Origin of the sequence: Micromonospora fiedleri, from assembly GCF_016774385.1 — a bacterium.
Taxonomy (GTDB): domain Bacteria; phylum Actinomycetota; class Actinomycetes; order Mycobacteriales; family Micromonosporaceae; genus Micromonospora; species Micromonospora gifhornensis.
On record NZ_JAETXL010000002.1, the window covers coordinates 676,826 to 689,072 of the forward strand.

Annotated in this window: 9 protein-coding genes; 4 read left to right on the plus strand and 5 right to left on the minus strand. The window is 74.2% G+C overall.

Annotated elements, in window-relative coordinates; all coding sequences use genetic code 11:
• Entirely contained in the window at positions 1–2,769 is a 2,769-nt protein-coding gene (locus JMF97_RS07065) for a winged helix-turn-helix domain-containing protein (RefSeq protein WP_238358804.1), read from the minus strand.
• A gap of 199 nt (positions 2,770–2,968) precedes the next feature.
• On the opposite strand from JMF97_RS07065, the gene JMF97_RS07070 reads away from it, so the two are divergent.
• The 4 genes from JMF97_RS07070 (at position 2,969) to serS (ending at position 7,152) form a co-directional block, all read left to right on the plus strand.
• On the plus strand, positions 2,969–3,331 hold the full coding sequence (locus tag JMF97_RS07070) for a hypothetical protein (protein WP_238358980.1): 363 nt from the start codon (positions 2,969–2,971) through the stop codon (positions 3,329–3,331).
• Between the two features lie 43 nt (positions 3,332–3,374).
• Positions 3,375–4,568, plus strand: a complete 1,194-nt coding sequence (locus tag JMF97_RS07075) for a saccharopine dehydrogenase family protein (protein ID WP_203220752.1) — start codon at positions 3,375–3,377, stop codon at positions 4,566–4,568.
• A 33-nt stretch (positions 4,569–4,601) separates the two neighbouring features.
• Positions 4,602–5,750, plus strand: coding sequence for a DNA polymerase III subunit beta family protein (locus tag JMF97_RS07080; RefSeq protein ID WP_307816798.1), 1,149 nt, complete (start codon positions 4,602–4,604; stop codon positions 5,748–5,750).
• A gap of 121 nt (positions 5,751–5,871) precedes the next feature.
• Positions 5,872–7,152 (plus strand): serine--tRNA ligase, encoded by a 1,281-nt coding sequence (serS, locus tag JMF97_RS07085; RefSeq protein ID WP_203220753.1) that lies wholly within the window; start codon positions 5,872–5,874, stop codon positions 7,150–7,152.
• Here serS and JMF97_RS07090 read toward each other — a convergent pair.
• From JMF97_RS07090 to JMF97_RS07105, 4 genes are all read right to left on the minus strand, one after another.
• Entirely contained in the window at positions 7,138–8,169 is a 1,032-nt protein-coding gene (locus JMF97_RS07090) for a cytochrome c biogenesis CcdA family protein (RefSeq protein ID WP_412101251.1), read from the minus strand. The genes serS and JMF97_RS07090 overlap by 15 nt on opposite strands.
• 43 nt (positions 8,170–8,212) lie before the next feature.
• A complete protein-coding gene (locus JMF97_RS07095; protein ID WP_203220754.1) occupies positions 8,213–8,806 on the minus strand; it encodes a redoxin domain-containing protein in 594 nt (197 codons plus the stop codon).
• An 83-nt stretch (positions 8,807–8,889) separates the two neighbouring features.
• Entirely contained in the window at positions 8,890–10,350 is a 1,461-nt protein-coding gene (locus JMF97_RS07100) for an NADH-quinone oxidoreductase subunit NuoF family protein (RefSeq protein WP_043721652.1), read from the minus strand.
• A 2-nt stretch (positions 10,351–10,352) separates the two neighbouring features.
• Positions 10,353–12,167, minus strand: a complete 1,815-nt coding sequence (locus JMF97_RS07105) for a ferric reductase-like transmembrane domain-containing protein (RefSeq protein WP_307816799.1) — start codon at positions 12,165–12,167, stop codon at positions 10,353–10,355.
• Positions 12,168–12,247: the final 80 nt, after the last annotated feature.

Sequence of the window (12,247 nt, forward strand, 5' to 3'; positions counted from 1 at the left end):
TCAGATGAGGTGGAGTTCGCGGGCCCGGCGGACGGCGTCGCGGCGTCGGGTGGCGTCGAGCTTGCGGTAGATGTTGCGCACGTGCGTCTTGACCGTGTTCACCGACACCGACAGCTCGGCCGCGATCTCCACGTTGGACAGGATGCTCTGCAGGTAGCGCAGGATGGTCAGTTCCCGCTCGGTCAAGGGCTCGTCGAGCGGGGCCACCGACGCACCGGACGCGGCGAGGTCCGTCGGCGGGTCCACCGCCCGGACGAGGTCACTGACCGTCGGCCAGTGCGCCGTACCGGCGTCGAGGTGGGCGGTGAGCAGGTGACGCAGGCCCGGCTCAGCGCGGGTGAACGGGCGGCGGTACCCGTCGGGGGCGGCGAGGTCGAGCGCCTGTTCCAGGGTGCGCCCGGCCCGGCGCTCGTCGCCGCCGCGCCCGGCGAGCACCGCGTCGAGCAGCGCGGCGTCGAGGCGTACCGGTAGGGGCCAGTCGGTTGCCGGCCCGGCGGCCCAGTCCGGCAGCAGCCGCGCGGCGGCGTGCGGGTCACCGGCCCGCAGTTCCACCCGGGCCGCCGCGACCGACAGCACGGCTGCCGGGAAGGCCGGCCCGGCCTGCGTCGGTGAGGTGAACCGCGCCATCCCGGCGGCGGCCAGCTCGCGGGCGGTCGACAGGTCACCTCGGGCCGCGTGCAGATCCACGTCGGTGGCGAGCAACCAGGCCGCCACCGGGCCGGAGCGCTGCGACCAGCACTCCCGAGCCTGCCCGAGCAGGCGGTGCGCCTCGACGAGGTCACCCTCGTCGTGACGCAGCATCGAGTGGCACCAGGCCGCCACCGCACCGGCCGGTGCGTCGCCGGTCGCCGCCGCGGCCAGCGTCAGGTTCGCCGCGGCCTCCGCCGGCTGGTCCCGGTGCAGCGCCACCAACCCCAGCGCCAGGTACGCGTACCCGCAGTCCAGCTGGGCCGACCAGCCCTGGCAGGGCGGCAGCGCGAGTGCGGCCCGGGCTGCCTCCTCGGCCGCCCCCAGGTGCCCACGCAGCGCCGCCAGCAACGCCCAGCGGCTGGCGCAGACCAGTTCGGGGCGGAGTCGGCCGGTCACCCGGGCGGCCGTCAACGACGCGGCGAACCCGTCGGCCGCCTCGGTCAGCTCCCCGGCGTCGAGCGCCAGCCGGGCCAGTTCGGTGCCGGCCACCGCCCGTACGTCGGCGTCGTCACCCGCGTCGCCACGAGGCGTCTGCCCGGCGGCCCGTTCCTCGACGCGGGCCACCGGGGCGACGCCCGCTGCGGAGGCGGTGGCGAGCAGCCGGGCGGCGGCGGTGCGTACCGTCTCGGGGTCGCCGGTCGACCGGGCCAGGGTGAGCGTCACGGCGGCGGCCAGGCGGCCGAACCGGCCCCGACGTGGCTCGGGCAGCGCGCCGCCGTGCTCGGCGGCCAGCCGCAGCTGCGCCCGCGCCGCCTCCCGGTCGCCGTGCAGGGCCCGGTCGGCGGCACAGGCCAGCGCCAGCTCCGGATCCCGCGCCACCGCCTCCGGCGGAGGTGCCGCGGCGGGGACGTCCCGGTCGACCCGGTCGTTTCCGACGAGTTCCGGCCACCGGGTGACGAACAGGTCGACGGCGCTGACCCAGTCCTCGGCGGCCAGCGCGTGCCGCAACGCCTCGGCCGGTCGGCCGTTGCCGGCATACCAGCCGGCGGCACGAAGGTGCAGGTCACGCAGCTCGTCGGCGGGCAACCGAGCCAACTCGCGGTGCAGCAGGTCCGCCAGGAGCGGATGACAGCGGTACCACGCCGGGCGTCCCCCGTCGTGGTGCAGCAACCCGGCGTCCTCGGCGAGACCGCTCAGCCTCCCCTCGACGGTCGGGTCGTCGGTCAGCGCAGCGGCGAGACCGGCGCAGACGGTGTCCGCGACCGCGGCCCGCCGCAGCAGCTCGCGGTCCTGCGGCGTCAGCCCGGCGAGCACCTCCTCGCGCAGGTAGCCGCCGATCTCCGGGTGGTCGGCACCGAGCTGGTCGATCCAGCGTTCCGGATCCGGTTGCTGGCGCAGCGCCAGCGCGGCGATCCGCAGCGCCGCCGCCCAACCCTCGGTGCGCTGCCTCAGTCGCCGTACCGCGGCCACCGGGACCGCCACCGCGTGCGCGGTCAACAGGTCGGCGATCTCGTCGCCGGTGAAGGCCAGTTCGTCCGGTCCGATCTCGGTCAACTCACCGGCCAGCCGCAGACGTTGCACGGCCAGCGGTGGGCCGGAGCGTCCGGTCACCACCAGACGTAACCGCTGATCCGTGTGGCGCAGCAGGAACTCCAGCCCGGCCACCGCCGCCGGGTCGGTGACCCGGTGCAGGTCGTCCAGGACCAGCACCGCGGGCTGCTCCCGGGCGGCCAGCGCGGCGGCGAGCACCTCCAACTCGTCCGGGCCCGGTGGCCGGTCGGGAATCGGCGTGGCCGCCACGTCGACGATCGAGCGCAGGGCCGCCGCGAGGTACGCCCAGAGCCGCTCGGCGTCGTCGCCGGCCTCGACCGAGACCCAGGCCGGCGGCGGGGTGCCCGAGTCGCGCTGCGTGGCCGTGCGCCGCCACGAGGCGAGCAACGTCGTCTTGCCCCAGCCCGCCGGGGCACGCAGCAGGGTGACCGGCCGGGCCACGGCCTCGTCGAGCAACCGGGCCAGCCGTGGCCGCAGCACCACCGGCTCGGGCAGCACGGCGGGCGACAGGCGGGACGCCAGCACGGCCGGCCCGCCCGGCGTACGGGCCCGTGCGGCAACCCGGACCTCGCTGCGGTCATCCGGCATCCGGCCCACCCCCACGGACGCGTCCACTCTCCCCAGGCCCTGCGGTCCGGCGGTTACCCGGCACCGGGCGGTTCACCCCTTCGGGAGGAGCCCGGTTCACCCGGAGCGCGCTGACCATGGAGATCGCGCGGAGCACGGGAGGTGACGGGTGGGACAGCTCAGAACGGCACTCGCGGTGACGGGTGTCCTCGGCGCCGCCCTGCTCCGGGCCGTACGCGCCGCCGTCGTCCGCCGGCTTAGACGGCGTTCCCGTTCCGCCCGCCGGTGGCCCGAGCCGTGGCAGGTGGTGGCCATCGCCCGGCCACCCGGGGAGGTGCTGCCGGAAGGGGTCTGGCCGGAGCCGCTGCGCCGCCTCGACGGCGCCGTCCAGGTCGAGCTGCGGAGCCCGCCCGACGGTCGGCGTACGGAGTTGGCCGCCCGACCGGTCACCGAACCCGCGCCCACCGGGCTGGCCGCGCACCTGATCGGTGACGAACCACAGCTCGCGGTCCGCCACGCGTTGTGGCAGGCCAAGCAGCTCGCCGAGACCGGTGAGCTGCCCCCGACCGGCCGGGACCGGTGACCGGTGCGCAGCGGTGACGCGTTCCGGCTGGCATCATCTCGGCATGACGGCGGAGCGGGCGTACGACATCGTGTTGTTCGGGGCGACCGGCTTCACCGGCGGGCTCACCGCCGACTATCTGGCCCGGCACGCCCCACCCGGGCTGCGCTGGGCGATCGCCGGACGCAACCCCGACAAGCTGGCCACGGTCCGTGACCGGCTGGCCGCGGTCGACCCGGCGCTGGCGGAACTGCCGCTGCTCACCGCCGACGTCACCGACCCGGCTTCGCTGCGGGCGGTGGCCGATGCCACGCGGGTGGTGGCCAGCACCGTCGGGCCGTACATCCGGCACGGGGAACCGTTGGTGGCCGCCTGTGCCGCCGCCGGCACCGACTACCTGGACATCACCGGCGAGCCGGAGTTCGTGGACCTGATGTACGTGCGCCACCACGCCGAGGCGGTACGCACCGGTGCCCGGCTGGTGCACGCCTGCGGCTTCGACTCGATCCCCCACGACCTGGGGGTCTGGTTCACGATCAAGCATCTGCCGGCCGACGTGCCGATCACCGTGGACGGCTACGTACGCGCCGGTGGCCGGGTCTCCGCGGGCACCTACCACTCGGCGTTGACCGCCTTCTCGCGTACCGCCGAGACCGCCCGGGCGGCCCGCGAACGCCGCGCCGTCGAGCCGCGCCCGACCGGCCGCCAGGTGCGGGCCGTGCCCGGCAAGGTGGCCCGCTCCCGCGATCTGCCGGTCTGGGCGGTGCCGCTGCCCACCATCGACCCGCAGGTGGTCCGCCGATCGGCCGCAGCCCGCCCGGAGTACGGGCCGGACTTCCGCTACCGGCACTTCGCGGCGGTACGGCGGCTGCCGACGGTGCTGGTCGCCGGCGCCGGCCTGGGCGCGCTGACCGCGCTGGTGAAGCTGCCGCCGACCCGGCGTTGGCTGCTCGGCCGGCTCGCTTCCGGCCAGGGACCGAGCCCCGAGCAGCGGGCGAAGTCGTGGTTCCGGGTCCGGTTCGTGGGTCGCGGTGGCGACCGGCGGGTGGTCACCGAGGTGGCCGGTGGAGATCCGGGCTACGACGAGACCGCCAAGATGCTCGCCGAGTCGGCGCTCTGCCTGGCCCTGGACGACCTGCCGCCCACCGCCGGGCAGGTCACCCCGGTCACCGCGATGGGCGACGCCCTGCTGCACCGCCTCACCACCGCCGGCCTCACCTTCGGGGTCCTGGACGAAGGACGGGCGACGGCGGCTTGACCCTCAAGCAGGTCGAGGGGGCAGGATCGCGGCGTGGACAGTGACCTGCGCAGCATCGGCGAGCTGGCCCGGGCCAGCGGGCTCACGGTGAGCGCCCTGCGGTTCTACGACGCCGCCGGGGTGCTGGTGCCCGCCTGGGTCGACCCGGTCACCGGTTACCGCCGCTACACCGACGACCAGGTGGCACCGGCGCAACTGGTGGCCGGCCTGCGCCGGGTCGGCATGCCGGTCGCCGAGATCGCCCAGGCGGTACGCGCCGAACCGGCGCTGGTGCACCGGCTGCTCGACACGCACCTGCGGCGGCTGGAGCAGGGGCTGGCCGACGCGCGTCGCGAGGTGTCCCGGCTGCGGTCGCTGCTGCCGGCCGACCAGCCCGGGATCACCCGACTCACCCTGACCGGTGCCGCGCTGGCCGCCGCCGTGGACGCCGTACGGTTCGCCGTCGGCACCGACCCCACGGTGCCGGCGTTGACCGGTGTGCTGTTCGACGTGACCAACTCGGGCCTGGAACTGGTGGCGACCGACCGGCACCGGCTGGCCGTGGCGACTGCCGAGGCGACGGTGCACGGCCCGGCGGTACGGACCCTGCTGCCGCTGGACACGGTGGACGCCCTGCGCCACCTGCTCGACGCATCCGCATCCGCATCCGCATCCGCTGGCGCTGATCGGGTCTTGGTCGAGTTGACCGTGTCCGGCTCGTCGCTGGTCGCCGACGTGGCCGGGCAGGAGCTGCGGGCCACCGCGCTGCCGTACGACTTCCCGGACTACCACGCGCTGCTGCCACGATCCGGTGCCACCGGGCCGACCCGACGGGTACCGGTCGACGCGGAGTGGCTGGTCACCGCGTTGCGGGCCGGTGGGCCCACGGTCGTACGGGAGTACGCCGGCCGGTCGTGGCCGGTGACGGTGCTCGGTCTCGGCCCGCCGGACCGGCTCCGCCTGCTCGGCCCCGACGACCTGCGCGATCCGGATCGTCCCGGCCTGGCCGCCGGTGCTGACCGGGCCGGCGCGGACGGCACCGAGTTGCGGGTCGGAGTCAACGGCGAGTACCTGCTCGACGCGCTGGACGCGGCGGGCGGCCGGCACCTGACGCTGGAGCTGGACAGCCCGCTCACGCCGCTGACCATCCGCCGCCCGGACGACGAGGGCGCCTTCTCCATCCTGATGCCGATCCGACTCTGAGGCCGATCCGGCTGTGCGGCCGAGCCGCTGCGGACGGTGGACGGTCGGGTGCGGGGGGCAAGGCGATCCGCGTACGGCGGTAGCATCACCGGGTCAGCCTGACCTGAAGGTACGGAGCAGCATGCTCGACATGGAGTTGATCCGTAAGGATCGCGACGCGGTGGCGACCGCCCTGGCCAAGCGGCTCGATGCCGCCGAGGTCGACCGGGCGCTGGACGAGATCCAGCACCTCGACCGGGAACGCCGCCGGCTGATCACCGACATCGACGGGGAGCGGCAGCGTCGCAAGGCCGAGGCCCGGGCGTACGCGCAGGCCAAGCGGGCCGGTGTCGAGCCGCAGGTGACCGACGAGACCGGCCGCAAGCAGGTCGCCGAGTTGGAGGCCGAACTCGACCAGGTGCAGTCCCGGCTGCGTACCGTGATGAGCGAGCTGCCCAACCTGCCCGCTGACGACGTGGTGCCCGGCGGCAAGGAAAACAACCGGGTGGTCAAGACCTTCGGCGCCCCACCGGCCATCGAGAAGATCCGCGACCACGTCGAGTTGAGCCGGAGGCTGGCGCTGGTCGACCACGAGCGCGGCGTCAAGCTGGGCGGCTCGGGCTTCTGGATGTACACCGGGCTGGGCGCCCGGCTGGAGTGGGCGCTGATCAACTGGCTGATCGAGCGGAACATCGAGGCCGGGTACGAGTTCCTGCTCCCGCCGCACCTGCTGCTGGACACCGCCGGTTTCGCCGCCGGCCAGTTCCCCAAGTTCTACGACGACGTCTACCACTTGGACAAGCAGTCCGCCCCGCGCGGGCAGTTCCTGCTGCCCACTGCGGAGACGGCGATCCTCGGGGCGTACCAGGACGAGATCCTGGACACCGCGTCGCTGCCGCTGCGGGTGTTCGCGTACACCCCCTGCTACCGGCGGGAGGCGGCCGGGTCGCACTCGGACGAGCGCGGGACGGTCCGCGGTCACCAGTTCAACAAGGTGGAGATCTTCCAGTTCACCCTGCCCGAGCAGGCCGACGCCGCGCTGGAGCAGATGGTCGCCCACGCGGAGAGCCTGGTCGAAGGGCTCGGCCTGCACTACCAGCGCAGCCTGCTGGCCGCCGGCGACTCCAGCGCCTCGATGCGCAAGACCCTCGACATCGAGGTGTGGATGCCGAGCACCGGCAAGTACAAGGAGGTCTCGTCGGTCTCCTGGGGCGGTGACTACCAGGCCCGCCGGGCGGCGATCCGCTACCGGGAGCCGGGCGGCAAGCAGACCCGCTTCGTCCACACCCTCAACGGCTCGGCACTGGCCACCAGCCGCCTCCTCCCGGCCATCCTGGAGCAGTTCCAGCAGCCCGACGGCTCGGTCCTGGTCCCCGAGGTCCTCCGCCCCCGCCTAGGCACCGACCGCCTAACCCCCCGCTGACCCACCCTCCCCCTCACCCCACCCCGCCACCGCCGACCTCTGCGTCGTTGGTGGCGGCGTCGATCTCTGCGTCGATCTTGCACTTATGGTCGCTGGAACGTCCGCATTCGCCGCTTTTGTCGAGGCAGAAAGTGCAAGATCGCGGGGGCGAGGGCCGGGGCCGGGGCCGGGGCGGGGGCGGGGGCTGGAGGGGCGGGGGCGGGTGAGGAGGGTTAGGGCGGTGAGGGTGGCTAGGAGGAGGGCCAGGGTGGTGGGGCCGGCGGTGTCGAGGGTGGCGGCCAGCCAGCGTTGGACACGGGCCGCGGTGAGGATGACGGGGTCGGTGAGGGCGGCTCGGTGGCCGGCGAACAGGCGAGCCTCGTACCAGCCGTACCAGGCGACGTAGCCGCCGGCGAGCAGCAGCACCAGGCCGCTGAGCCGGGGCACCCACGCGCCGGCGCCGCGCAGCCGGGCCACCACCTCCCCGCGCAGCAGGGCCACGCCGAGGGCGGCCACCGCCACCACCAGACCCATCCCGAGGGCGTACGCGCCGAACAGCGCCAGCCCGCGCGGCAGCGTACCGGCCTGCAGGCTGGTCACCACGATCGCCAGGAACGGTGCGATGGCGCAGCCCAGCGAGGCGATCGCGTACGCCATGCCGAACAGCACCATCGACGGCAGCGAACGGGTCAGTCGGGGTGCCCGGGCCAACGGGCGCAGGGTGGGCAGTCGCCGGCCGGCGAGCAGCCAGCAGCCGAGCAGCACCAGCAGCAGCCCGAGCCCGACAGTGAACCAGGGCAGCCGAGGGCGCAACCAGCCGGCGACCGGAGCCAGCGCCAGGCCGAAGGCACCGAACACGACGACGTACCCGAGGGTGAGCGCGGCGGCGGCGGTGAGCGCCCGCCGTACCGCGCCGCGGGTGTCGGTGGCCCCGGCGACCAACAGCGACAGGTACGCCGGCAGCATCGCGAAGCCGCACGGGTTCACCGCGCCGAGCATCCCCGCGGTCAGCGCCAGCAACAGCGTGGCCTCCATCAACCACCTCCCGGCCGCAGCGGGCGGCGCCGGTGCGTCTCGGGCATCAGGCGGCCAGCGCGGTGACCCGGCGGGTGAGGTCCTCCCCGTCCAGCCAACCCTGGTGCACCACCCGGCCGTCCCGGTCGATGATCACGAAGGTGCTCTGCTCGGTGACCTCGAAGCGCCGCCAGATCGCCCCCGCACGGTCGTCGAGTTGCGTCACCGGTGCCAACTCGAACTCGGTGACGAAGTCGGCCATCGCCTGGTGTTCGCCGAGGCCGGCGACGCCGATGATCGGCACGGTGTCGCGGAAGCCGGGGGCGATCTCGGCCACCGTCCACGCCTGGCTCGCGCAGGCGGCACACCACGGCGCCCAGAACCAGAGCACCACCGGACGACCGGCCAGACCGGCGGCGTCGAAGGCCGTACCGTCGAGGGTCCTGCCGGTGAACCGGAGGGTGTCCGGCACCGTGACCGGGCCGGTGGGCGCGGCCCCCGGGGAGACGGCACCGCCCGCGGGAGTGGCCTCGCTACCGGCCGGGGTGGCGGCGGGCGGCGCACTCGCCGGCGCGACCGCCTCGGTGCCGCAGCCGGCCCCGGCCAGGGCGACAGCCAGCAGGGCGGCGGCGAGTCGTCCGGTCGTTCGTGCCGTCCCCATCCGCGTCTCCTTCGTCGGGTCACGTGGCGGGCCGGGTCGGTCCGCTGAGGGTCGGAAGCTGCCGGGCGGGCCGGAGCGGCCCGTCAGGCCTTGGTCAGTCGTAGTGCCAACTCGGGGCAGACCTTGACCGCCTTCGACGCGCCCTCCCGCAGCCAGGTCGGTACGGGGGTGGGCGGGAAGGCGGGGTATCCGTTCTGGTCGAGCCGGATGAAGTCCGGCACCACGTGCGCGCAGAGCCCGTGACCGTCGCACCGGGACCAGTCCAGGACCAGCTTCTGCGGATCCGGGTCGGGCGCACCGGGCAGGCCCATCACACCCTTGACCCGTCGGCCGCAGCCCTCGCCGGTGGTGTGCTTCTTCAGGTCCTCGGCGAAGACCTCCATCGCGGACAGCGCGAATCGGGACGTACCGTCGGGGTGGCTGCATGCGCCGCGTCCCTTGACGTCGCCGGCCGCCGCGCGCACGACCTCCACCGGGGCGCTGCCGGAGACCGCCAGGTCGACGGCGCGGGCCAGGTCCGGCAGGCCGCGCTTGCACGGGCCGCACTGCCCGGCGGACTCACCGGCCAGGTACCGCACCACCTGGGCGGCCTCGCCGAGCGGGCAGGTGTCGTTGGCGAGCGGGACGATGATGCCGGCGCCGAGGGTGCCGCCGACCGCGGCGAGCCCCTTGCGGGAGACCTCGGCCTTGTTCGCCGCCTCCCAGGTGATCCACTTGCCGTGGTAGCCGCCCATCAGGATGCCCGGCCCCTCGGGCACCTCGCAGAGTTCGAGGATCTCCCGCAGCGGGGTGCCGGCGGCGCACTCGACCACCGCGTGGCGTTTGGCCGCGCCGGTGATGCTGAGCAGCACGGTGCCGGGTTCGTCGTCCGTGCCGAGCGCCGCGTACTCGTACGGGCCGAGCCGGGCGGCGATCGCCATCTGGGAGTACGTCTCGGCGTTGGACAGCAGGGTGGGCAGGTTGTTGACGCCCGAGTCGCTGGACCGCTTCTTCGTACCGGGCGGGATGTGCGGCAGGCCGTTGATCCCGTTGACAAGCGCACCACCCTCGCCGCTGATGAAGCGGTGCGGCACGGTGACCACGCTTGTCGGTACCGGCATCCGGCGCTCCTCCAGCGCCTCCATCAGGGAGTCCCGGCCGATCAGGTCGTCGGCCACGCAGAGCACGATCTCCTCGGCGTCGAGGGCGAACGCGGCCAGGGCGGCGCCGTCGAGGATCAGGTGCGGCGCCCGGGTCAGGATGACCTTGTCCTTCCAGCTGGCCGGCTCACCCTCGGTGGCGTTGACCACCACCACCGGCGGCAGGTCCTGGCGTTCGCAGGACTCCAGCACCGCGCGCAGCTTCCGGGCGAACGGGAACCCGGCACCGCCCTTGCCCTTGAGCTGAATGCCTTCGGCCAGTCGCAGCAGGCTGGACGGTTCCATCGGGCTGATCGGGCCGTGCACCATCTCGTGCGCCCGCAGGTCGAGGCGACCGAACTCGGCGAACCCGGCGGTGATCCGTGGCTCGCCCACGCAGGCGACCGGTGGCACGGTGGTGCGCATCGTCACTTGGCTTCACCTCGCAGGCCGGCCCAGTAGGCCCCGTCGACCGAGTCCGGGTCGGCCCGGCGGCGACGCCGGCTGTCCGCGGCCGCCCGCTGAGCCCGCCGGGCGGCCAGGTCGACAAGGGTCGGGGTGTCGTCGTCGGCGACGTCGTCCGGGGCGTACCGGGCCGGGGGACGCCAGTAGTCGGTCTCCGCCTCCGGGCCGTCGTCGTCGGCGCTGTGCCGACCACCACCACTGCGCGGCGCGGCCGAGATCGGCGAACCGGAGATCGGTGAGCCCGAGATCGGTGAAGCGGAAATGGGCGAGCCCGAGATCGGCGCGCCGGAGATGGGTGCGGTGGACTCCCAACGGCGCGGGCTGTCCCAGGGCTCCTCCGGCTCGTCGACGAGGCCCTGCGGGGGTGCCGAGTAGCGGGTGCCGGCGTCCACGTCGGACCGGGACCGCCGCGAGCGGCCGTACGCCTCGTCGTCGCGGTAGCGCCGGCCGCCCGGCTCACGGTCGACATCGGCCACCGGTTCCGCGTCGCGGCGTCGGGTGGCGCGGCGGGCCACCGGCTCGTACTCCTCTTCCCGCCGGTCGACGCGGCGCCGGCTCGATTCCTCGTCCCGTCGGGAACGACGCGGTTCCGCGTCGTCGTCGAGCCGGGAGCGGCGCGGTGCCGGCTCCAGTTCCTCCTCGCGGCGGGAACCACGCCGCCCGACCGGCTCCTCATCGCGGCGCCGACGGGCCACCGGTTCGAGCAACTCGGTCTCCCGTCGTACCGCGCGCTCCAGGTCCTCCTCGTCGCGCCACGACGTACGCCGGGCGAACGGCTCCAACTCCTCGTCCCGGCGCCCGGGGCGGACGGGTCCCCGCAGCGTGCCCGGCTCCGGGACCACCGGCACGGTGAAGCGTTCCGGGTCGTTGCGCCGGATGGTGGGGCTGGCCCAGGTGCCGGAGGTGCTCTCCGCCCAACTGGTGTCGCGGCGGGTCCGCTCGCCCTCTCCGGCCCGCTTGGTCAGGCTGCCGAGCAGGGTCTTCGGCCGGGTCTCGTCACTGCCCTTGCCGGTCATCGCCTCGTTCAGGGCGGCGGCCTGGTGCCGTTCGCGACTGCGCCGCTGAAGGGTGACCGAGAGGCGGACCATCAGCGCCATCACGACCAGCACCACGCAGAGCCCGTAGCTCAGGCTGACCCAGGTGGCCGGCGGGCGGCCGGCACCGAGGCCGTGGAAGATGCCGAACGGCCAGGAGAGGTACGCCAGGGAGTGCAGCGCCCGCCACACCCACTTCGGACCGATGTCGGCGAACCGGGCCCGGATGATCCCCGTCCACAACACGCTCACCATGAGCAGCGCGGCAATCGTGCCGAGCCCGACGTAGAGGCCCCGCCCACCGACGAACGGCACGGCCGCGTCCGTCATCCCGGCCCGCCCGGTGGTGATCTTGGTGATCACGTGGAAGCCCAGACCCGCCACCCCGAGGATGCCGGTGGCCCTGTGCGCGGACTGCAACAGGACCCGGTGCCGGATGAGCAGCACCAGCCGGTCGGTGGAGAGCAGCCCCATCATCACCGTGAGGCTCAGCGCGACCAGGGCGATCACCCCGGCGAAGAACTCGGTGAAGAAGAAGCCCATCGCGTACGCCTTCTGGCCGGCGCCGGTGAGCATGACCAGCGCCCACACCGCGGCGAGCCCGGACGCGGACAGCGCCAGGATCTGACCGCGGGAGGCCACCTGGACGCCTCTACTGCTGCTGCTGGTACGGACGGCAGGCGTCGTCTCGTTCTGCATAGCCCGGGCCATGTGCTCCTCGATCGTCTCGCGGCGGCGTACCACCGGCCGACCCTGTTCCCCACTCCAGTACGCAGTCGGATGCCGGACGGATCAGCCCGCGCCGAAAAAATCTCCACGAGTTG

What these genes read in the sequence shown, in the direction of transcription:
- JMF97_RS07065 (WP_238358804.1), bottom strand. Translation starts at nt 2,769, where the DNA reads ATGCCGGATGACCGCAGCGAGGTCCGGGTTGCCGCACGGGCCCGTACG.
- JMF97_RS07075 (WP_203220752.1), top strand. Translation starts at nt 3,375, where the DNA reads ATGACGGCGGAGCGGGCGTACGACATCGTGTTGTTCGGGGCGACCGGC.
- serS (WP_203220753.1), top strand. Translation starts at nt 5,872, where the DNA reads ATGCTCGACATGGAGTTGATCCGTAAGGATCGCGACGCGGTGGCGACC.
- JMF97_RS07095 (WP_203220754.1), bottom strand. Translation starts at nt 8,806, where the DNA reads ATGGGGACGGCACGAACGACCGGACGACTCGCCGCCGCCCTGCTGGCT.
- JMF97_RS07100 (WP_043721652.1), bottom strand. Translation starts at nt 10,350, where the DNA reads ATGCGCACCACCGTGCCACCGGTCGCCTGCGTGGGCGAGCCACGGATC.